Origin of the sequence: Massilia timonae (assembly GCF_001866515.1) — a bacterium.
Classification (GTDB): Bacteria; Pseudomonadota; Gammaproteobacteria; order Burkholderiales; family Burkholderiaceae_D; genus Telluria; species Telluria timonae.
Map to the genome: position 1 here is coordinate 2757073 of NZ_JRYB01000001.1, position 21410 is coordinate 2778482.

Sequence of the window (21410 nt, forward strand, 5' to 3'; positions counted from 1 at the left end):
CCGGAGCCACGCATGACGATCGAAGTACAACATATCCGCAAGCAGTTCGGCCAGTTCACGGCGCTCGACGACGTTTCGCTGCAGTTCCCCGACGGCGAGCTGACCGCCTTGCTGGGGCCTTCGGGCTGCGGCAAGACCACGCTGCTGCGCATCATCGCCGGCCTCGAATACCCGGATTCCGGATCCGTGCTGCTCGACGGCCAGGATTCCTCGCACCGCCACGTGCGCGAGCGCCAGGTCGGCTTCGTGTTCCAGCACTATGCGCTGTTCAAGCACATGACCGTGTTCGAGAACGTCGCCTTCGGCCTGCGCGTCAAGCCGCGCAAGGAGCGCCCGAGCGAAGCCCAGATCCGCGAGAAGGTCAAGAAGCTGCTCGAGCTGGTGCAGCTCGACTGGATCGCCGACCGCTATCCGCCGCAGCTCTCGGGCGGCCAGCGCCAGCGCATCGCCCTGGCGCGCGCGCTCGCGGTCGAACCGCGCGTGCTGCTGCTGGACGAACCGTTCGGCGCGCTTGACGCCAAGGTGCGCAAGGAACTGCGCCGCTGGCTGCGCCGCCTGCACGACGAACTGCACGTGACCTCGATCTTCGTCACCCACGACCAGGAAGAGGCGCTCGAGGTGGCCGACCAGGTGGTCCTGATGAACAAGGGCCGCGTGGAGCAGCTGGGCAGCCCGGACCAGGTGTACAACAACCCGGCTTCGCCCTTCGTGTACGGCTTCCTGGGCAACGTCAACCTGTTCCACGGCCGCGTCAACGACGGCGTGCTGGCCAGCGGCGACGTGCGTTTCCAGGCGCCGCAGCACGCCGGCGTGGTGGATGGCGCCGGCATCGGCTACGTGCGCCCGCACGACCTGGACGTCGAGCGCTACACGCCCGGCGCCGCGGGCGTGGTGGCCAAGCTGCGCCGCGCGCATGCGATCGGCCCGCTGGCCCAGCTCGACCTGGAGCGCGCCGACAACCAGCAGCTGATCGAGGCGGTGATGCCGAACGAGCGCTTCGCCAGCCTGGGCCTGAAAGAGGGCGAGACGCTGGTCGTGCGTCCGCGCCGCATCGAAGTGTTCGTCGACGAAGGAAACGCGATATGAACTTCCAGCAGCTGCGCTCGGTCCGCGAAGCGGCCCGGCGCGATTTCAACCTGACCGAAGTCGCCAACGCCCTGTTCACCTCGCAGCCGGGCGTGTCGCGCCAGATCCGCGAGCTCGAGGAAGAGCTGGGCGTGGTCATCTTCGAGCGCAACGGCAAGCGCCTGACCGGCCTCACGCCGCCGGGCAAGGGCATCCTGCGCATCGTCGAAAAGCTGCTGGTCGAGGCCGAGAACCTGCAGCAGGCCAGCCGCGAATACGCCGCGCAAGATAGCGGCACGCTCACCGTCGCCGTCACCCATACCCAGGCGCGCTACGCGCTGCCGCAGGTGGTGCAGTCGTTCCGCGCCGCCTTCCCCAATGTGCGCATCGCCCTGCAGCAAAGCGCGCCCGAGCACATCGCCGAATGGGTGGCCTCGGGCAAGGCCGACATCGGGATCGCGACCGAAGGCCTGTCGGCCTTCCCCGACCTGGTGTCCTTCCCGTGCTACCGCTGGAGCCACCTGGTGGTGGCGCCCGAGGGGCACCCGATCTTCGCCAGCAAGACGCCGCTGCGCCTCGAAGACCTGGCCGAGCATCCCCTGATCACCTATGACGTCGGCTTCACCGGCCGCAGCCACATCGACGCCGCTTTCGTCGAAGCCGGGCTGGCGCCGGACATCGTGCTCACCGCGATGGATTCGGACGTCATCAAGCAGTACGTGTCGCTGGGGCTGGGCGTCGGCATCGTCGCCTCGATGGCCTTCGATCATGGCCGCGACAAGGGCCTGCGCGCGATCGAGGCCTCGCACCTGTTCGCGCAGAACGTGACGCGCCTGGCGGTGCGGCGCGGCTCCTACCTGCGGGCGTATGCCTTCCACTTCATCGAGCGTTTCGCGCAAGGGTATACGCGGGCGGATATCGAGAAGGCGATCGCGACGGCGGAGTAGTGCTATGCCAGGAATGGATGCAGCTTTGCACCATGCAGTCTGACGCTCTCCTGCCTTGCCTACGAACAGCCAGTGTAATCAAAAGCAACAATCGAATTAGAAAGCGTGTTGGACGCTATCTACCTGTATCGTCCATGGCCTGGTTGCTGGGCCATGTGTGTCTAACAAGGTAGCATATGATTTGTGTTGCTTGGGGCCGCAGTCAATGCGGCCCCTGCAAACGCGTACGCACGGTCTGACAATTCATAGTTCGCATATTTCCACACTAATGCCCATCCATCTACAATCGTTCATGTCGGCCACCCATGTCTTCAATTTGGTGACGGCTTTCTTTGCGCAGCGCAGCGGATTCGGATCTCTGCCGAGAGCGGCTGACATGAAAGGCAGTCTGCTGCGCACGGCCTGCGTTGGCAATCCCGAGCGTACCATTCAAGGTGAACTGCTCGCCTATCTGAAGTCCAGAGACCAGAATGCCGTGCTGGAGTATCGCCTGCACAGCTTTGCTTCCAGTCTCGGCGGTTTGTCGAAGAACGGCCGCAGCGTTGACATCATGGTGCTGGACGACGACTTTGCACGGGTGTGCGCCATTGAGTTGAAACACTACAGTCGGGTACAGAGTAGTCTGCAGCCATTACTCAGCTTTCTGGAACAGGACCGGAGAAAGTATGAGGGCGTCGACGTACCACTAATCCAGGTCGGTGTGTACACCGAGCTTGATTGTCTTCCCGATGGGCCTCGCGAATCTTTCGAAGCGTTCCGCTTCATCAGCTGTTACGCCTATGATCGTAATGGTGACTTGCGCAAATGGCGAACAGGATACGACGCGACGACTGAGGTTGGATACGCTGCACTCGAAGAGTGGGCGCAGCGGACGTGTAGTATCTATGCCCATGAGTTCCATGGATCGGCCGAGCAATTCGATACGCCAAACGGACCAGTGTCAGGCCGCGTGCACTACTTCGTCGGCCTGGCTAAGGAATCAACCGCGGCATGTTCAATGGGGCGGCGCGTCACTACATATAATGAGATAGGACTGTGACGGCACTGGAAGAGCGAACGAGGTCAGGCTGCCATCAGATAACTTATGCCGATTACTGTCCCGGATTAGTTATCCTGGCGTGAATTTCGTCGATCCGCCGCACCACCTCATCGCTGAGCACGATCTGCGCCGCATCGATGTTTTCCTCGAGCTGCGCCAGCGTGGTCGCCCCGACGATGGTCGAACCCACGAACCAGCGCGAATAGCACCAGGCCAGCGCCATCTGCGCCGGAGTCAAGCCGTGCTCGCGCGCCAGCGCCGCATATGCGCGGGTGGCCTCGAACACGCTCGGCCGCAGGTAGCGCGGGCTCCAGGTCGGCGGATAGATCGTCAGGCGGCCGCGCGCCTGCGGGTCGTCGACATACTTGGCGCTCAGCTGGCCGAAGGCGAGCGGGCTGTAGGCCAGCAGGCTGACGTCTTCGCGGTAGCAGACTTCGTCCAGCAAGGTGGTCTCGAATGCGCGCGCGGTCAGGTTGTACAGATTCTGGATGGTGGCGATGCGCGGCAGGCCGTGGAGTTCGGCCTGCTTGACGAATTCGCACACGCCCCACGGGCTTTCGTTCGACACGCCGATGTGGCGGATCTTGCCCTCTTTGATCAGGTCGCCCAGGGCACGCAAGGTATCCTCGATCGCCACGCCGTCGCGTTCCTTGCGCGGATCGAACTGATTGGCGCCAAAGATTGGCACGTTGCGGCTCGGCCAGTGCAGCTGGTAGAGGTCGATGTAGTCGGTCTGCAGGCGCCGCAGGCTGGCGTCGACGGCGGCGCGCAGGTTGGCGGCGTCGAGAGTGTGTTTTGAACCGCGGATCCAGGCCTGGTTGCCGTTCGGGCCGGCGATCTTGGTCGCCAGCACCAGCTTGTCGCGGCCGCCGCGCGCCTTGAGCCAGGAGCCGATGAAGCGTTCGGTCGAACCCTGGGTGGCCGCGCTCGGCGGCACCGGATACAGCTCGGCGGTGTCGATGAAGTTGATGCCACGCCCGATTGCATAGTCCAGCTGGGCGTGCGCTTCCTGCTCGGTATTCTGCTCGCCGAAGGTCATCGTGCCGAGGCAGACGGTGCTCACCTCGAGGTCGGTGCGGCCCAGTGTCTTGCGCCGCATGCTCATTGCTTTTTCTTCTTCGCGCCGTTGTCGCGCAGCGCGTCGGCGCAGTCGCGCACCAGGGCCGGGCCGGCGTAGATCAGGCCACTGTACAGCTGCACCAGCTTGGCGCCGGACGCGATCTTGGCCTTCGCGTCCTGGCCGCGCATGATGCCGCCCACGCCGATGATCGGGATGTCGTCGCGCAGCTCCTTCTTGAGCGCGCGGATCACGATGTTCGACTGCTCGAACACCGGGGCGCCGGAGAGGCCGCCGGCCTGCTGCGCGTGCTTCATGCCTTCGACGTCGCGCCGGTTGAGCGTGGTGTTGGTGGCGATCACGCCGTCGATCTTGTGGCGCAGCAGGGCGCCGGCGATGTCGCGGATCTGGTCGCCGTCGACGTCGGGCGCGATCTTGAGCGTGATCGGCACGTAGTGGCCGTGGTGGTCGGCCAGCCTGGTCTGCTCGGCCTTCAGCTGGGACAGCAGGCCGTCCAGTTCGGACGCGCCCTGCAGCTGGCGCAGGTTCTTGGTGTTGGGCGACGAGATGTTGACCGTCACGTAGCTCGCATACGGATAGACCTTGCGCAGGCAGTGCAGGTAATCCTCGGCGGCTTGCTCGATCGGCGTGTCGGCGTTCTTGCCGATGTTCAGGCCCAGCACGCCCTGGCGTTCCTGGTAGAAGCGCGAGGCTTGCACGTTGGCCACGAAGGCGTCGACGCCGCCGTTGTTGAAGCCCATGCGGTTGATGATGCCGCGCGCGCGCGGCAGGCGGAACATGCGCGGCTTGGGGTTGCCAGCCTGGCCGCGCGGGGTCACGGTGCCGATCTCGATCGAGCCGAAGCCGAGCGCGGCCAAGCCGTCGATGTAGGCGCCATCCTTGTCCAGGCCGGCGGCCAGGCCGACCGGGTTGGGGAAGGTGATGCCCATGACGGTGCGCGGGTCGGGCAGCGGTTTCCTGAACGCGCCCGTCAGGCCGAGCGCGGCTGCCCGACACAGCATGGGCAGCGTGAAGTTGTGGGCCGTCTCGGGATCGAGCGAGAACAGTGCGGGGCGGACGAGGGTGTACAGGAATTTGTCGGGCATGGGGAACTCAAAAAGGATCTCCCCATCATTCTAACGTGATGCGCTGCGGCATACGTAGTTGAGTGTCAACGACTTTGTTAGCACTTGTATCACACGGCGACAACCCGGCCTAGCGCTGCAGCACGCCCCATTCGCCGTCGATGCGCGCTTCGAGCGGCCGGAAGTTGATCTTGTAGGCCATCTTGGGGCTCTGTTCGATCCAGTACCCGAGATACACGTAGGACAGTCCGAGCTCGTGCGCCTGGTTCACCTGCCACAGGATGTTGTAGGTGCCGTAGGAGGCATTCTCGATGTCGGGATCGAAGAAGGTGTACACCGATGACAGGCCGTCGGACAGCACGTCGATGATCGACACCATGCGCAGGGTGCCGTCCGGTTCGCGGAATTCGACCAGGCGCGTGTTGACGCGGCTCTGTAGCAGGAACTGGGCGTACTGGTCGCGGCTGTCCTGGTCCATGCCGCCGCCCACGTGGCGCGTGGTCTGGTAGCGCAGGTAGAGTGCGTAGTGCTCGTCGGAAAAGGCCAGGTTGGCCACCATCGCGACCAGGTTGCCATGGCGCTTCCAGGCGCGGCGCTGGGTGCGGTTGGGCGTGAAGTCCTCGCACTTAACGCGCACCGGGATGCAGGCCTGGCAGCCGTCGCAGTAGGGGCGGTAGGTGAAGATGCCGCTGCGCCGGAAGCCGTTCTTGACCAGCTCGGAATACACGTCGGCATTGATCAGGTGCGATGGCGTGGCGACCTGCGAACGCGCCTGGCGCGCATCGAGATAGCTGCAGGGATAGGGCGCCGTCGTGTAGAACTGCAGCGTCGCAAAGGGCAGGTCGTGTAGGTGCGTCATGCAAAAAACTCTCGAGACGACGTGTGATGAACCTATTCTAGCGAAAACCCGCCCGCGATACCGTTAGCCATCCAACGGTATCGCGGGCGAATTGCCGGATTTGTCGGCCGCTGCAGCGGACCCTGCGGACGCTGCGGATGCGGCCGGCGCGCCGGCGCCCGGCGCCGCCAGCGGCGCACCGACCGTCCAGTCGCGGATGGGTGGCTCGGCGATGGCGGCGCGCAGGTGCTCCAGGAAGCGGCTGCGCGGGATCGGCGCCGCGCCGAGCGAGGCCAGGTGGCCGGTCTCCTGCTGGCAGTCGATCATCCGCACGCCGTGGCCGCGCAGGAAGGCCACCAGGTAGGCCAGCGCGACCTTGGAAGCGTCGGACACGCGCGCGAACATCGATTCGCCATAGAACATGCGGCCTATGCAGACGCCATAGGCGCCGCCCACCAGTTCGCCGTCGAGCCAGACTTCGGACGAGTGGGCATAGCCCAGCGCATGCAGGCCGCTGTAGCCGTCGATGATCTCGCTGGAGATCCAGGTGCCGGGGCCGTCGCGGCGCGGCGCGGCGCAGGCGCGCATGACGTCGCTGAAGGCCGAGTCGAAGCGCACGTCCCAACGGCCTCCCTCGTGGCGGCTGCGCTCGACCTTGCGCAGCGTCTTGGCCAGGCTGTCGCTCACCTTGAAGTCGCTTGTGTACAGCACCATGCGCGGGTCGGTGCTCCACCACAGGATGGGCTGGCCTTCGGAAAACCAGGGAAAGATGCCGTTGCGGTAAGCCTGCAGCAGGCGCGGCGGCGACAGGTCGGCGCCGGCCGCAAGCAGGCCCGGCGCTTCGACCGTCAGTGCCTTGGATACGTCGGGAAACGGCGTATCGGTCTCGAGCCAGGGAATCATCTCAATCCGGTTCGCGTGGGCGATCATCGGGCGATGGATGTCGCGGCTGTGAAAGCCATAGCTGCCGCCCTCGCGCACTTTGATCCGGTCGGCGAAGAACAGTTCCAGCGTGGTGCGGATGGTGGGGAAGGCCAGGTCGTCCCAGGGGATCTCGTCTTCGGTAAACAGCTGCACGTCGAGGCTTTCGATGCCGGCCGCGAAGTCGAGGTCGAGCAGGCGCGCCCGGTAGAACAGGTGGACCTGGTGCACGTGGGCCACGTTGAGCAGGGTGAACAAGGGCCCGAGCTCGATGTTGGCGCCGGCTTCTTCCTCGGTCTCGCGCACCGCCGCCTGCCCGGTGGTCTCCTCGTTTTCCATGAAGCCGGCCGGCAGGGTCCAGTAGCCGTAGCGCGGCTCGATCGCGCGCTTGCACAGCAAGACCTGGAGCCGGCCGTCGGCCTCCCAGACGGGAATCGAGCCGATGACGAGTTTCGGATTCTGGTAGTGGATCGTGTGGCAATGGGTGCAGACGTAGCGCGGCCGGTTGTCGCCTTCGGGGATGGTCAGCAGGACGGGGTGGGCGCACTCGGAGCAGAATTTCATGGTCGTGTGACGAATTGGCATTGCCCTTACTTTACACCGAATGCGGGGGCGGTAGGGCAGCGCCCGGGTGGTGAGCAGGCCCTGTTTTTGGCGCAGACCATGAGATATATCGTGTTGCAATCGCACATGGCCGCAGTATTGCATTTGCCTAATAAGGGGAATGGGCGTATAATTCATTTCATCAGACGCGGGGTGGAGCAGTCTGGCAGCTCGTCGGGCTCATAACCCGAAGGTCACAGGTTCAAATCCTGTCCCCGCAACCAGATTCGAAGCCGCTGATTCGCAAGAGTCAGCGGCTTTTCCGTTTTCGAACCGGCGTTGCCCAAGCAGGCACGTCCTTTCTCGGTTTTAACGGCCTCGACGCAGGTCAAACCCGCTCGCCTCTGCTGCAATGCACACGGGCCCGGCCTGTCCAACCCTGCGAACCGCCGCGCGCATGCGCCATGGCGACATTCAGGGGCGATGACCATGATCGATGTAGACGACATCAACGAGGCCTGGGGCTGGGTCGGCATGAGCGCCGTCGAAGTTCTCGGGGCCAATGCCTTCGGCAACCTCATCATCCGCGACGAGGACGACCATTTCTGGTGCCTGCGTCCGCAAGAACTGGTCTGCGAGCCGCTGGCGCGCAGCCGCGCCGCGCTCGACGCGCTGGCCTACAACCAGGATTTCCTCAACGACTGGTACATGCCCGAGGCGGTGCGCCTGGCCGAAGCCGCGCTGGGGCCGCTGACCGAGGGGCGCAGATACTGCCTCAAGATTCCCAGTGCGCTGGGCGGCCACTATGGCTGCGACAACCTGGCCACCGTGCCGCTGGCCGAACTCATCCGGTTCTCGGGCGAGGGCGCGCAGCAGTTCGACGGTTTGCCGCGCTGGAACTGATGCCGCAGTCGGCCGCGCCGAGGCCCTCCCGGCGCCAGCCGCTCATTCCTTGCGCGGGGCGGCCTGGGTGCGCAGGCGACCGGCAACGATCTGCCAGCCCACCGCCGGCACATACAATGGCAGTGTAGGGTCCATGGCCAGGTGCTTCCGCAGCAGCGGGCCGTTGATGGGTTTGCGGTGAGTCAGCCGGTGGACGATGTCCTTGACCATGGTGTGGCGCAGGAAGCGCAGCTTGGCGCGGTTGCGTCCCTGTTGTTCGGCGTTGAGCTTGAACAGGCGCGGCAGTGCGAGTTCCAGCTTGGTTTCGTAGTGCAGGCGGTCCATCGATTTCTCAGTGCCCCAGCCCGAGCCGGCATAGATGTTCACGCCGCGACCATAGGTCACTTCCGGCGTGGTGCCGAAAACATACGCCTTCGTCAGTGTGCTCAGTGTCAGCCAGAACAGGAAGTCCTCGCCGGCATAGACGAATTCTTCGCGAAAACGCAGGTTGGCGAACTTGCGGAAGCGGTACACGACGGTCGACGTGCCGATGACGTTGGCGCCGAGGATCTGTTCCGTCATGTCGCCCTGGTACTGCGCGACCGGGTAGCCACCCGGCAGCACCGGGTGCGTGTCCTTCTTGAACACTGCGCTCTGTTCGAACACGGTTGTCGAATGGCCAAGGCGGAAAAAATCCGAAAAATAAAAGTCGTTGCCCTGCGCCAGGGCGGCGCTCGCGTGCAGCAGGTGCGTATCGTGCCACTCGTCATCGGAATCCAGGAAAGCCACGTAGTCGCATTGCGGCGACACGCTGTCGAGTCCCTTGTTGCGCGCCCCGGCGGGTCCGCCGTTCGGCTGTTCGATCACGCGTACGTTCAGGTTCGGCCAGCGCGCCCTCACTGCCTGCACCTCGCCCCGTGCCGGCACCGGCGAGCTGTCGTCGACCACGATGACTTCGGCGGGGTACAGCTGCTGGCCGGCAATCGATGCCAGCGCCTTCTGCAGGACGCCTTCCTGGCGCTGGAAATAAGGAATCACGACGGCGATCGGCGCACTCGCCGGCGTCGCTGCAGCATGGTCCGCGCTGCTGGAAGTAGTGAAAATCGGGGTACTCATGTTGCTGAATATATCACACGCTCGTGGTGTAACGCCCCTTGTCTTTCCAATTGAAAACAGTGCACGGCTTCGCCGTCTGCTATTCGGCGAGACTGGCCCACAGGTAGGCGGCCGCCATAGTGCGGTGCGGCGCATAGCGCGCCAGCAGGCGCTGGGCTTCGGCCAGGGTCGGCCGCTGGGCGCTGCCGGTCAGATGGTGCAGGGCGGTGCGCACGGCGACGTCGCCTTCGAGCGAGCAATCCGTGTAGCCATAGCCGCGCAGCAACACATAATTGACGGTCCAGGGGCCGATGCCCTTGATCGCCAGCAGTTCCTGGCTCACCTGGGCGGCGTCGCGCCGGCGCTCGAGCGCCAGGCTGCCGTCGACCGCCATGCGCGCCACGCGCAGCACGGTCTCGGCCTTGGCGGTCGAGAACTTGCGGCTGGTCAGATCTTCCAGCGCCAGGCGGGCGACGTCGGTCGCTTCCGGATAGCACCACAAGCCACGCGAATGCGGACGACCGGCCAGCCTGATCAATGTGCGGCGCAGGGCGATCGCGAAGGTCAGGTTGATCTGCTGGCCGATGATGGCCCAGGTCAGGGCCTCGAACACGGTGGCCGATTGCACGATGCGCAGGCCCGGCTGGCGCGCGAGCACGGGGCCGAGCACGGCATCGTCGTGCGCGAAGGCGGCGAAGGCGGCCGGGTCGATGCGCAGGCCCAGCACGTTCAGCAGCGCGTCCTCGGCCAGCGCTGCGAGCGCGGGCGTGACGGGCGCGTCGAAGGCGAGGCGGCAGCGGGCCGCATTGCCGTCGAAGCGGATGTCGAGCAGGGTCGGCACGCCGTCCAGCAGCACGCCCTTGCGCAAGCCGTCCGGGCCGACCTGCTCGGCCAGGCCTTCGGCGTCGCGGCCATGAAAGGCGATGACGTCGGCCACGCGGTAGCCTGGCGGCAGGACAATCTCCTGCGTCGTCTCCATCACTTGCCGCCCGCCGGCGCGGCTGCGCGTCCAAAGCGCGGCCGGAAGCCCGTCACCAGCGCGGTCCCGAGCAGCACGATGGCCGAGCCGGCGATCGTGTGCCAGCCGATGGCTTCGTGCAGGAACAGCGCGCCCCACAGGATGCCGAACAGGGGATTGAGGAAGGTGACGGTGAGCGCCGAGGTGGTGCCGACTTCCTCGATCAGCTTGAAGTAGAGGATGTAGGCGATGCCGCTGCAGACCACGCCGAGCGCCAGCACCGCGGCCATGACGCCCGGCGTCGGCTCGCCCGGCGCCGGGAAGAAGGCGACCAGCGGCAGCACCAGGATGGCGGCCGCCCACATCGAGCCGTGGGCGTTGGCGAATGGCGCCACCGCCGGAGCTGATTTGGCGTACTGGCTGGCGATGCTGTAGCTGAACGCCGCGACCAGGGCCGCGCCGACGGCGATGCCGGCGCCGGGCCGTTCGGCCACGTGGTCGAAGCCGACCAGCAGGGCCACGCCGCAGGTGCCGAGCAGCAGGCCGAGCGCGCTGTTCCTGGACACCTTCTGGCGCGCCCACACGGCGCCGACCAGCGCGCCCCACATCGGCGCGGTGGCGTTCAGCACCGACAGCACCGAGGCCGACAGGGTGCGCGCGGCGAAGGCGAACAGCAGGAAGGGCAGGGCCGAATTGAACAGGCCGAGGATCAGGTAGTGCTTCCAGTGGCGGCGCACGCCGAGCGGGGAGCCCTTGCCGCGCAGGTGGAACACCCAGGCCACCAGCGCCAGGAACAGGGCGGCGAAGCCGACCCGGTATTCGATCAGCACCGCCGGGCCGAGCACGGGCGCGGCGATGCGCATGAAGAGGAAGGAGCCGCCCCAGATGGCGGCCAGCGCCACCAGGCGCAGCATGTTCGCGGTGTTCATTGATAAAAAAGATGGCCCGTCTGATAACGGGCCATTGTGGCAGGACCGGCGTTTTCGTGCCAGCCGATCCTTGCTTTTGAATTGACGCTACCGATTCAGGCCGCGCTGGCCAGCGTCAGCGCCGCGGCGTGCGGCACCAGCATCTGCTGCGGCACCGCGTTCTTCACGGCCGTCATCTCGGCCATGATCGAGATCGCGATCTCGGCCGGCGTCTTGCTGCCGATGTAGATGCCGATCGGGCCATGCAGGCGCGCCAGTTCGGGCTCGGTGAGGTCGAACAGCTTGAGGCGCTCGCGCCGCTTGGCGTTGTTGGCGCGCGAGCCGATGGCGCCGACATAGAAAGCGTCGGACTTGAGCGCTTCCATCAGCGCCAGGTCGTCCAGCTTGGGATCGTGGGTCAGCGCCACCACCGCGCTGCGCGCATCGAGCCTGGCCTCGATCACGAGGTCGTCGGGCATGGCGTGCACCAGGCTCACGCCGGGGATGGAAAAGCCGCTGCGGTATTCCTCGCGCGGATCGCACACGGTGACGCGGTAATCCATGCCGGCCGCGATCGTGGCCAGGAAGCGCGACAGCGGGCCGGCGCCGATGATGTACAGGCGCCAGCGCGGGCCGTGCAGGGTGTGCAGCACGCCATCCTCGATGCGCTGGATGGCGCTGGCCTGGGCCTGCTCGAGGCTGACCGCGCCGCTGGCCAGGTGCACGCGGCGCTCGACCAGCTCGCCGCCATCCAGGCGCGCCAGCAGTTCGGGAATGCGGCTCTCGATCGACAGCGGCTCGATGGCCAGCTCGATGGTGCCGCCGCAGGGCAGGCCGAAGCGATGCGCCTCGTCGGCGCTGATGCCGTAGCTGATGATTTCGGGGAGGGTGATCTCGATGCCGTTGTCGCGCACGCGGGCGATGAGGTCGTCCTCGATGCAGCCCCCGGAGACCGAGCCGACCACCTGGCCGTCCTCGCAGATGGCGAGCATGGCGCCGACCGGGCGCGGGCTCGAGCCCCAGGTCTTGATCACCGTGACCAGCTGGCAGCGCTGGCCGCCGGCAAGCCAGGCGGCGCAGGTTTTCAGTACGTCGAGGTCGATGCTGTCCATGGTGTGGTCGCCGCCGTATGCGGGATAGATACAAGATGGACAATCATACAAAAAAAGCGCGGAGGGCGCTGGCGCCGGCGTGCGCGGCACGGGAGCGCCGCGCACGCCGGCATGGCCTGGCTTTCAGGGCACCAGCGGTTTCTTGCCGCTCTGCTTGGCCTTCACCTCGGCCACCGTCTTGTCGATCGCCGCGATCCGCTGCGTGGTCGACGGGTGGTTGGCCGTGTAGCCGTTGAGGATGCGGGCCGGGTAGGTGGCCGCCAGGCGCTTCCAGAAGGCGGACGCGCCGTCGATGCGGTAGCCGGCGCGCGCCACCAGGTAGATGGCCAGGCGGTCGGCCGCCACGTCGTCGGCCACCGGCATGGCCTTGATGCCGCCACTGCCGATCAGCATCGAGGTGTCGGGCGTGATCGCGGTGAGGTTGTCGATGATGCTGCCGATGGTGGCGGCGTTGCGCTGCGTGGCCGCGTGGCCCAGCATATTGTGCGCCATCGTGCGCGCCACGACGTAGGCCAGCTCGTCGTCGTTCTGGGCGAAGCCCAGCATGCCGCGGGTGACCATCACGCGCGAGCCGTCGGCGTAGGCATTGATGTTGTCGGCGTTGCCCAGTTCGATCGCGAAGGCGCAGGCGCGGGTGACCGGGATGGTCAGGTCGCGCTGGTTGCCGTTGCGCTCGATCGACAGCGGCAGGCTGGCCTGCTTCGACATGATCGGACCGAACACGGCGCCGGCCTGGGACAGGGCGTTCGGGCCTTCGGGCAGAGGCGTGCCGCCGGCCGCCACCAGGCGGTCGCCCTGGCGCAGGCCGGCGCGCGCCGCGCCGCTGCCGGCGAGGACGTTGGTGACCTGCAGGCGCTCGCCCATGCCCAGCACCACCCAGGCCGCCTCGTTGTACTGGCCAGGATAGGTGTAGCGGTTCTTGGCGGTGAAGCCGAGCAGGTTGCGCGCGTGCTTGGTGCACAGCTGGGCGTTGTCGATCAGGAGGGGGGCCGCGATCCGGTACAGGCGGTCGTGCTGGGTCGCCATGCGGGTGAGCGTGTCGGCTGCCGCCGCCATCTGCGGCGTCACTTCGGGCTTGCCCGGCGCCTGGCTCGGGATCATGCCCGGCGTGCTCGACGATTGCATCTGGCCTGGCGTGCTGCAGGCGGCCAGCAAGGCCGCCGTGCCCGCGATCAGGGCCGCGGACTTGAAGCGTTGAAGACGGTGCATTGGGATCATGGTCCTCCTCACGTGTTGTTATTGTTTGCCGGTGCTGCCGAAGCCTCCGGCGCCACGGTCGCTCGATGCGAACTCCTCCACCACGTTGAAGCCGACCTGCAGCACCGGCACCACGATCAGCTGCGCCAACCGGTCCATCGGCTGCAGCACGAAGGTGGCGGCGCTGCGGTTCCAGGTGGAGACCATCAGCTGGCCCTGGTAATCGGAGTCGATCAAGCCTACCAGATTGCCCAGAACGATGCCGCTCTTATGGCCGAGCCCACTGCGCGGCAGGATCATGGCGGCGTAGCCCGGATCGCCGATGTGGATGGCCAGGCCCGTCGGCACCAGCACCGTCTGGCCAGGCTCGATGGTGAGCGGCGCATCGAGGCAGGCGCGCAGGTCGAGGCCCGCGCTGCCAGGGGTGCCGTAGGCCGGCAGCAGTTCTTTCATGCGCGGGTCGAGGATCTTGAGGTCGATATTCTTCATGTGATGCTTGTCGTGTGTGTTAGGTGAGCAGGGAGCGCTGTTCGATGCGCTTGGCGATTTCGGACACCAGCTGGCGCGCCAGGGTGAGCTTGTCGGCCCGCTCGAGCACCGTGTGGCCGCTCTCGTCGAACAGGATCACGGTATTGTCATCCTGCCCGAAAGTCTGGTGGCCGATATTGCCCACCAACAGAGGGATGCCTTTCTTTTCGCGCTTGGCGGCGCCGTACTGTTCCAGCTGCTCGGATTCGGCCGCGAAGCCCACGCAGTAGGGCCAGCCCGACAACGACACCGTGCCCGCCACCGCGGCCAGGATGTCGGCGTTCTGTGCGAATTCCAGTTGCGGCGGCGCGCCGTCCGCCGTCTTCTTGATCTTCTGGTCGCTGGCATTGGCGACGCGCCAGTCGGCCACCGCCGCCACGCCGATGAACACGTGCTGGCCTTCCACGCCCGCCATCACGGCGTCGTGCATCTGCTGCGCGGTCAGCACGTCGATGCGGCGCACGCCATGCGGCGTGGGTAGCGACACCGGGCCCGAGACCAGGGTCACCTCGGCGCCCGCTTCGCGCGCCGCGCGCGCCAGCGCATAGCCCATCTTGCCCGAGGACAGATTGGTGATGCCGCGCACCGGATCGATCGGCTCGAAAGTCGGGCCGGCCGTGATCAGGACGCGCCGCCCGGTCAGCACCTTGTGCTGGAACGAGGCGATCAGCTCTTCGACCAGTTCCTCGGCTTCGAGCATGCGGCCCAGGCCCGTCTCGCCGCAGGCCTGCGAGCCGCAGCCGGGGCCGAACAGCTTGACGCCGTCTTCAAGCAGCTGGGCGACGTTGCGCTGGGTGGCCGGGTTTTCCCACATCTCGACGTTCATCGCCGGCGCCACGTGCAGCGGCACGTGACGCGGCCGCGCCACGCACAGCAGCGACAGCAGGTCGTCGGCCGCGCCGTGCGCGAGCTTGCGCATGAAGTCGGCCGAGCAGGGCGCGATCAGGATGGCGTCGGCGTTGCGGGTCAGGTCGATGTGGGCCATATTGTTGGCCATGCGCGCATCCCACTGGTCCAGGTAGACCGGCTGGCCCGACAGAGCCTGCATGGTGACCGCGCCGATGAAATGGGTCGCCGCTTCGGTCATGACCACCTGCACGCTGGCGCCCTGCTTGCCCAGGGCGCGACACAGCTCGGCCGCCTTGTAGCAGGCCACGCCGCCGGTCAGGCCGAGGACGATGCGCTTGCCTTTCAGCTCCATGTTGAATCTCCTTGCGACTAGGACTTGTTCACCCGGCGCAGCTCGTCGAGGACGAACAGGACCGCGCCCACCGAGATGCCGATGTCGGCGATGTTAAAGGCCGGGAAGTGGCCGATGCCGGTCCAGTAGAAATCGAGGAAGTCGATCACGTGGCCATGCACCACGCGGTCGATGCCGTTGCCGATCGCGCCGGCCATGATCAGCGCCAGGGCAAAGCAGAACAGGCGCTGGCTCGCGTTCTTCGACATCATGTAGATGCAGAACACCACGGCGGCGATCGCGATCCCGAGGAACAGCCAGCGCTGCCAGCCGCTGGCGTCGCCCAGGAAGCTGAACGCCGCGCCCGGGTTGTACACCTTGATCAGGTTGAAGAAGCCCGTGATCGGCAGCGTCTCGGCATAGGCGAAGGTGCGTTCGACGGTGATCTTGGTGACCTGGTCGAGCAGGACGATGATCAGGGACAGGCCGATCCAGGGGAACAGGCTGGCGCTGGTGCTGCGGGTGACAAGTTTGGGACCGGATGCGGATGCGGCTGGTTTCTTTTTGGTTGCCATGGTGTGTGGTGTCGGTGCGCGCCATGCCGCGCGGGACGGCGGCATGGCGGAAAACCCGCGGGTCGATCGACCCGCAGGAGCTTAGGCGTAGCGGCGCTTCTCGCCGGCGCCGAACAGGTTGCTGGTGCAGCGGCCGCACAGCGTCGGATGCGCGTGGTCGTGGCCGACGTCGCGGCGGTAGTGCCAGCAGCGCTCGCACTTCTCGGCTGTCGACGGTTCCACGGTCACGCTTTCGTCGGCTTCCGCAGTCACTTCGCTGACGCTCGCCTGCGAGGTGATGAAGACGAACTTCAGGTCGTCATCCAGGCTGGCCAGCGCGCGGTACTTCTCGCCCGCGGCCTTGATCGCCAGCTCGGCCTGCAGCGAGGAACCGATGGCGCCCGAGGCGCGCACTTCTTCGAGCTGCTTGGTGACGTCGGTGCGGACCTGGCGCAGCAGCGCATATTTCGCCAGCAGCGCCTCGGCATCCGGCAGTTCCGGGAAGGTCCACAGCGTCTGGGTGAAGATGGTCTCGTCGCTGGCGGCGAACGCCTCGGCGCCTGCGAACTTTTCCCACGCTTCTTCGGCGGTGAACGACAGGATCGGCGCCATCACGCGCAGCAGCGAGTGGGCGATGTGCCACAGCGCGGTCTGGGCCGAACGACGCGCCTGCGACGCCACCCCCGTGGTGTACAGGCGGTCCTTCAGGATGTCGAGGTAGAAGCCGCCCAGGTCTTCCGAGCAGTAGTTCTGCAGGCGCGACACGACCGGGTGGAACTCGTAGCGCTCGAAGTGGGCGGCAACGTCGTTCTGCAGCTGCGCCATCGAGGCGATCGCATAGCGGTCGATCTCGAGCAATTCAGGCATCGGCACCGCGTGCTGCGCAGGATCGAAGTCCGAGGTGTTCGCCAGCAGGAAGCGCAGCGTGTTGCGGATGCGGCGGTACGACTCGGTCACGCGCTTGAGGATCTCTTCGCCGATCGACAATTCGCCCGTGTAGTCGGTCGAGGCCACCCACAGGCGCAGGATGTCGGCGCCGAGGGTGTCCGAGATCTTTTGCGGCGCCATCGTGTTGCCGAGCGACTTGGACATCTTCTTGCCGTTCTCGTCGACGGTGAAGCCGTGGGTCAGCAGCGCTTTGTAAGGCGGGGTCCCGTTGAGCATCGACGAGGTCAGCAGCGACGAGTGGAACCAGCCGCGGTGCTGGTCCGAACCTTCCAGGTACAGGTCGGCCGGGAAGCTCGACTGCGCCTTGTGCGAGCCGCGCAGCACGGTCTGGTGGGTGCTGCCCGAGTCGAACCAGACGTCCAGCGTGTCCTTGTTCTTTTCATAGGTCGCGGCGTCCTCGCCCAGCAGGGTGGCCGGGTCGAGATTGTGCCAGGCGTCGATGCCGCCGGCTTCGATCAGCCTGGCCACCTGCTCCAGCAGTTCCGGGGTGCGCGGGTGCAGCGCGCCGGTTTCCTTGTGCACGAAGAAGGCCATCGGCACGCCCCACTGGCGCTGGCGCGACAGGGTCCAGTCCGGACGGTTCTCGATCATGCCGTGCAGGCGCGCCTGGCCCCAGTCCGGGAAGAATTGCGTCTTCTCGATGCCGGCCAGCGCGGTCTGGCGCAGGGTCGGGCCGCCGTCCTTCGGCGTGATGTCCATGCCGGCGAACCACTGGTTGGTGGCGCGATAGACGATCGGGGTTTTATGGCGCCAGCAGTGCATGTAGCTGTGGTCGAACATCTTCAGTTCGAACAGGGCGCCGGCTTCGGTCAGCGCGCCGCAGATCGGCTTGCTGGCTTCCCAGATCGTCATGCCGCCGAACAGCGGCAGGCTCGAGGCGAAGCGGCCATCGCCCATCACGGGCTTGAGCATCTCGTCGTCCTTCATGCCGTGCGCCTTGCACGACTGGAAGTCTTCCAGGCCGTAGGACGGGGCCGAGTGGACCACGCCGGTGCCGCTGTCGACGGTCACGTAGTCGGCCAGGTAGACCGGCGACAGGCGGTCGTAGAACGGATCCTGGGCGTGCAGCGGGTGCTTGAAGCGGATGCCTTCGAGCTTGGCGCCGACGGTGGTGGCGATGACCGTGCCTTCCAGCTTGTAGCGGGCCAGCACCGACTCCACCAGTTCCGAACCCAGGATCAGCAATTGCGGTTGGCCGTCACGCTTGACCTGCACCAGCGAATAGCCGACTTCCGGACCCACGTTCAGGGCCTGGTTCGACGGGATGGTCCACGGGGTGGTGGTCCAGATCACGATGAAACCCTTGTCGACCGGGAGTTTGTCCAGGCCGAAGGCGGCGGCGATCTTGTCGTGTTCGTGGAAGGGGAAGCCGACGTCGATCGCCGGGTCGCGCTTGTCCTGGTATTCGACTTCGGCCTCGGCCAGCGCCGAACCGCAGTCGAAGCACCAGTTCACCGGCTTGAGGCCGCGGTACACATAACCTTTTTCCAGCAGGGTGCCGAGCGCGCGCAGCTCGTCGGCCTCGTTGCTGTAGGCCATGGTCATGTACGGGTTGTCCCACTCGCCCAGCACGCCCAGGCGGATGAAGCCGGCGCGCTGGCGGTCGATCTGCTCGAGCGCGTAGGCGCGCGCCTTTTGCAGCACCTCGGCGGTTGGCAGGTTTTTGCCGTACAGTTTTTCGATCTGGATCTCGATCGGCATGCCGTGGCAATCCCAGCCCGGCACGTAGGGCGCGTCGAAGCCGGCGATGGTGCGCGACTTGATCACCATGTCCTTGAGGATCTTGTTGACGGCGTGGCCCAGGTGGATGTCGCCGTTGGCGTACGGCGGACCGTCGTGCAGGATGAACTTCGGACGGCCGGCGGCGGCCTTGCGCACGCGCTCGTAGATTTTTTTATCCTGCCATTGCTTGACCCAGCCCGGCTCGCGCTTGGCGAGGTCGCCGCGCATCGGGAATGGGGTGTCGGTCATATTGACCGGGTATTTGCTTTCAGGCTTTTTCGCGCCTTTGGGCGTGTTGTTCTGTTTGGTATCGGACATAAGCTTCTTCTGGTAAGTGTTCGGTGTGCACAGCGCATGGCGCTGCGGCAGAGTCTGGTGAGGCGCTGCCGACCATCGCCAGGATGGCCGGAGCGCGCTCAAATTCGGTCGGTCGCCGTCAGCGCGCTGTTGCGGTGGGCGAAGAAGGCGCGCGCCTGGGCCGCGTCGTTGTCGATCGCGGCGGTGAGCGTGGCCAGGTCGTCGTATTTCTCTTCGTCGCGCAGCTTGGCCAGGAATTCCACGCGCACCAGCTTGCCGTAGCATTGTTGGGCGTAGTCGAACACATGGACTTCAAGCAGCATACGGCCGGCATCCTCGACCGTCGGACGCACGCCCAGGCTGGCCACGGCCGGCAGCGGCGCGTCCGCCAGGCCGTGCACCTGCACGACGAAGATGCCCGAGAGAGCAGGGCGGTGCGCCACCCGCAGGTTCATGGTCGGAAAGCCCAGCGTGCGGCCCAGCTTCTGGCCATGGATCACGTGGCCCGACATCGCATACGGATGGCCGAGCAATTCCTTGGTACGGACGAAATCGCCTTCCAGCAGGGCGGCGCGCACGGCCGAGGACGAGATGCGCTGGTCGCCGTGCATGACGGCGCTGAGGGTGTGGACGTCGAAGCCGAATTCGCGGCCGGCCTCGACCAGCATCGCGATATCGCCCTGGCGCCTGGCGCCGAAGCGGAAATCGTCGCCGACCATCAGCCATTTGACGTGCAGGCCGTCGACCAGCACGCGCTCGATGAAGTCGCGCGGCGACATGGCGGCGAACTGTTCGTTGAAATGCTCGACGATGACGCGGTCGATCCCGGCCTGGTCGAGATCCTCGAGCTTGTCGCGCAGGTTGGCGATGCGGGCCGGGGCGCGCGACAGGTCGCCGGATTTGCGGGCGAAGTATTCGCGCGGATGGGGTTCGAACGTCATCACGGCCGCTTCCAGGCCGAGGCCCGCGGCGGCGCTGCGCACATGGGCCAGCAGGGCCTGGTGGCCGCGATGGACGCCGTCGAAATTGCCGATCGTGAGCGCGCAGGGCGCGCGCGCCCTGTCGTTGGGAAGTCCGCGAAATACCTTCATCAAATCTGGGTCCGGTTGCAAGCCGCGCGACAATGGAGCGGCGCCAAAACCCTGATTATACGGTAAAGCGATTGTTGCACCGAGGCGATGGCCATGGATCTGCCCATTCATGTCATCGAATGGCGCAATAAAAAACGCCGCCCCGAAAGGCGGCGTTCCTTGCATCCCCGCCTGCGCGGGAACGGGTCGATCAGGACAGCGGATTGTTGATCGCCAGGATCCAGTAGCGGGCCAGTTCGGCGGTGCCGTCCTTGCCGCCCACGGTCTTGAGCGTGGCGATGGCTTGCTGCTTCTTGCCGGCAGCGGCGTAGGCTTCGCCCAGGCGCAGCTTGGCGTCCTCGGGGTTCTTCAGGCCGCCGGCCTTGATGGCCGCTTCCATCATCTTGAGGCCCTTGTCGGCCTGGCCAGCCTGCACCAGTGCGTAACCGAGGCCCACCAGCGAGTCCTGGTCCTTGACCGCGGTGTGCTCGGCTTCCAGCGCAGCGAAGTTCTTGTTCTGCTCTGCCAGGTTCTTCTCGGCCAGGTCCTTCAGACGCTGGTGACGCGCGGCGTCGGTGCCGGTGCCCAGGGCGCCGGCCTTGTAGCCCTTGTCGATGATCTTGATCGCTTCGGCCGGGGCTTTCGCCTGCAGCACCAGCTGGGCCATTTCCATGTACTCGCTCGGCTTCTTGAGCAGGTTGTTGGCCAGCTTCAGGCGATAGACGTCGACGTTCAGGCGCTGCGAGTAGCCCGGCTGGCGCTGCACGCGGTTCAGCAGGTCGGTCCAGTACTGCGCCTTCGGATAGCTGGCGGCCAGCTTCTCGATGGTGCGCACGTAGCCGGCGGTATCGTTCTTCTTGAGCTGGATATTGGCCAGCATGCCGAGCTGGTCTTCGCTCAGGCGGCCGCTCTTCTCGATGGTGCGCAGTTCTTGCTCGAGGGCGGCGGTATTGCCTTGCTTGTAATAGTTCTGCAGCAGGTAAGCGCGCAGCTTCGGATCATCCTTCTGCTTGAGCAAGTTCTGGATGGTGGCGTTGGCCTTGTTCAGGTCGCCTGCACGCATATAGATGCCCACCAGGCCTTCGGCGAATTGCGAACGCTCGTTGGCGCTCAGCTTGCCCGACGCGAGCAGGGCTTCGAAGGATTTGGCGGCGGTATCGTAATCGCCGGCCGACGACGCTGCCCCGGCGCGCACGCGCTCGATCAGGTAGCTTTCATTGGCGGTCTTGTTGCCCACCTTGTCCAGTCCGCGCAGGGTAGCCAGTGCCTCCTTGTGCTTGCCCTGTTTCATCTGGGCCTGGGCTTGCTGCAGCGGTTTGCCAATCTCCGGGCGCATTGCTTCCTGCGCGACGGCGGAAGACAGGCCGATTACCGGGGTGAGCGCGGTAAAGCCCAGAGCGGCCATTGCAAGGCTGAGGTGAGCGAGACGGAACTTGATCATCTGAAAAATCCTTATTTCAAAAT

General features: G+C 65.8%; 19 protein-coding genes, 1 tRNA gene and 1 pseudogene. 5 read left to right on the top strand and 16 right to left on the bottom strand.

The window, feature by feature from the left end; all coding sequences use genetic code 11:
- Window positions 1-12 precede the first annotated feature (12 nt).
- The 3 genes from LO55_RS11850 to LO55_RS11860 all read left to right on the top strand — a co-directional run bounded on the left by LO55_RS11850 (window position 13) and on the right by LO55_RS11860 (window position 3051).
- Entirely contained in the window at window positions 13-1086 is a 1074-nt protein-coding gene (locus LO55_RS11850; protein ID WP_071361589.1) for a sulfate/molybdate ABC transporter ATP-binding protein, read from the top strand.
- On the top strand, window positions 1083-2012 hold the full coding sequence (locus LO55_RS11855) for a CysB family HTH-type transcriptional regulator (RefSeq protein WP_071361590.1): 930 nt from the start codon (window positions 1083-1085) through the stop codon (window positions 2010-2012). Before LO55_RS11850 ends, LO55_RS11855 begins: the two co-directional genes overlap by 4 nt.
- A 292-nt stretch (window positions 2013-2304) precedes the next feature.
- Window positions 2305-3051 (top strand): hypothetical protein, encoded by a 747-nt coding sequence (locus LO55_RS11860; protein ID WP_143054506.1) that lies wholly within the window; start codon window positions 2305-2307, stop codon window positions 3049-3051.
- Between the two features lie 52 nt (window positions 3052-3103).
- On the opposite strand, the gene LO55_RS11865 is transcribed toward LO55_RS11860, so the two are convergent.
- The 5 genes and pseudogenes from LO55_RS11865 to LO55_RS25855 form a co-directional block, all read right to left on the bottom strand.
- Window positions 3104-4150: an aldo/keto reductase gene (locus LO55_RS11865; protein WP_071361592.1), complete on the bottom strand. Its 1047-nt coding sequence runs from the start codon at window positions 4148-4150 to the stop codon at window positions 3104-3106.
- A 2-nt stretch (window positions 4151-4152) separates the two neighbouring features.
- Window positions 4153-5214 carry a quinone-dependent dihydroorotate dehydrogenase gene (locus LO55_RS11870; RefSeq protein WP_071361593.1) on the bottom strand — a complete coding sequence of 354 codons (1062 nt, stop codon included), beginning with the start codon at window positions 5212-5214 and terminating at the stop codon, window positions 4153-4155.
- Between the two features lie 109 nt (window positions 5215-5323).
- Window positions 5324-6052 (bottom strand): arginyltransferase, encoded by a 729-nt coding sequence (locus tag LO55_RS11875; protein ID WP_005665766.1) that lies wholly within the window; start codon window positions 6050-6052, stop codon window positions 5324-5326.
- A 63-nt stretch (window positions 6053-6115) separates the two neighbouring features.
- Window positions 6116-6934, bottom strand: a complete 819-nt coding sequence (aat, locus tag LO55_RS11880; protein ID WP_005665767.1) for a leucyl/phenylalanyl-tRNA--protein transferase — start codon at window positions 6932-6934, stop codon at window positions 6116-6118.
- Window positions 6935-6958: 24 nt separating this feature from the next.
- Window positions 6959-7516, bottom strand: a pseudogene (locus LO55_RS25855) (NUDIX hydrolase); the annotation flags it as partial.
- Window positions 7517-7702: 186 nt separating this feature from the next.
- Between LO55_RS25855 and LO55_RS11885 the strand changes: the two are divergent.
- Window positions 7703-7779, top strand: a tRNA-Met gene (locus LO55_RS11885).
- Between the two features lie 205 nt (window positions 7780-7984).
- Window positions 7985-8398: a T6SS immunity protein Tdi1 domain-containing protein gene (locus tag LO55_RS11890; RefSeq protein ID WP_071363774.1), complete on the top strand. Its 414-nt coding sequence runs from the start codon at window positions 7985-7987 to the stop codon at window positions 8396-8398.
- Window positions 8399-8440: 42 nt separating this feature from the next.
- Here LO55_RS11890 and LO55_RS11895 read toward each other — a convergent pair whose 3' ends face one another.
- The 11 genes from LO55_RS11895 to LO55_RS11945 form a co-directional block, all read right to left on the bottom strand.
- Window positions 8441-9493, bottom strand: coding sequence for a glycosyltransferase family A protein (locus LO55_RS11895; protein ID WP_177185519.1), 1053 nt, complete (start codon window positions 9491-9493; stop codon window positions 8441-8443).
- A gap of 79 nt (window positions 9494-9572) precedes the next feature.
- A complete protein-coding gene (locus LO55_RS11900; RefSeq protein WP_071361595.1) occupies window positions 9573-10451 on the bottom strand; it encodes a DNA-3-methyladenine glycosylase family protein in 879 nt (292 codons plus the stop codon).
- Window positions 10451-11359, bottom strand: coding sequence for a DMT family transporter (locus tag LO55_RS11905; protein WP_040775270.1), 909 nt, complete (start codon window positions 11357-11359; stop codon window positions 10451-10453). Before LO55_RS11905 ends, LO55_RS11900 begins: the two co-directional genes overlap by 1 nt.
- A 95-nt stretch (window positions 11360-11454) precedes the next feature.
- Window positions 11455-12450: an XdhC family protein gene (locus LO55_RS11910; protein WP_071361596.1), complete on the bottom strand. Its 996-nt coding sequence runs from the start codon at window positions 12448-12450 to the stop codon at window positions 11455-11457.
- A gap of 123 nt (window positions 12451-12573) precedes the next feature.
- Complete coding sequence (locus LO55_RS11915) at window positions 12574-13668, bottom strand: M48 family metallopeptidase (protein WP_071361597.1); 1095 nt, start codon at window positions 13666-13668, stop codon at window positions 12574-12576.
- 18 nt (window positions 13669-13686) lie between these two features.
- Window positions 13687-14136: a dUTP diphosphatase gene (dut, locus tag LO55_RS11920; RefSeq protein WP_005665781.1), complete on the bottom strand. Its 450-nt coding sequence runs from the start codon at window positions 14134-14136 to the stop codon at window positions 13687-13689.
- A gap of 19 nt (window positions 14137-14155) precedes the next feature.
- Window positions 14156-15376, bottom strand: a complete 1221-nt coding sequence (gene coaBC / locus LO55_RS11925; protein ID WP_071361598.1) for a bifunctional phosphopantothenoylcysteine decarboxylase/phosphopantothenate--cysteine ligase CoaBC — start codon at window positions 15374-15376, stop codon at window positions 14156-14158.
- Window positions 15377-15393: 17 nt separating this feature from the next.
- A complete protein-coding gene (gene lspA / locus LO55_RS11930) occupies window positions 15394-15930 on the bottom strand; it encodes a signal peptidase II (protein WP_071361599.1) in 537 nt (178 codons plus the stop codon).
- Window positions 15931-16011: 81 nt separating this feature from the next.
- The gene (ileS, locus tag LO55_RS11935) at window positions 16012-18897 is read right to left on the bottom strand and encodes an isoleucine--tRNA ligase (protein WP_071361600.1); all 2886 of its coding nucleotides are present in this window, start codon (window positions 18895-18897) and stop codon (window positions 16012-16014) included.
- A gap of 98 nt (window positions 18898-18995) precedes the next feature.
- A complete protein-coding gene (locus LO55_RS11940) occupies window positions 18996-19967 on the bottom strand; it encodes a bifunctional riboflavin kinase/FAD synthetase (RefSeq protein WP_071361601.1) in 972 nt (323 codons plus the stop codon).
- Window positions 19968-20157: 190 nt separating this feature from the next.
- Entirely contained in the window at window positions 20158-21387 is a 1230-nt protein-coding gene (locus LO55_RS11945) for a tetratricopeptide repeat protein (protein WP_005665788.1), read from the bottom strand.
- Between the last annotated feature and the right edge of the window lie 23 nt (window positions 21388-21410).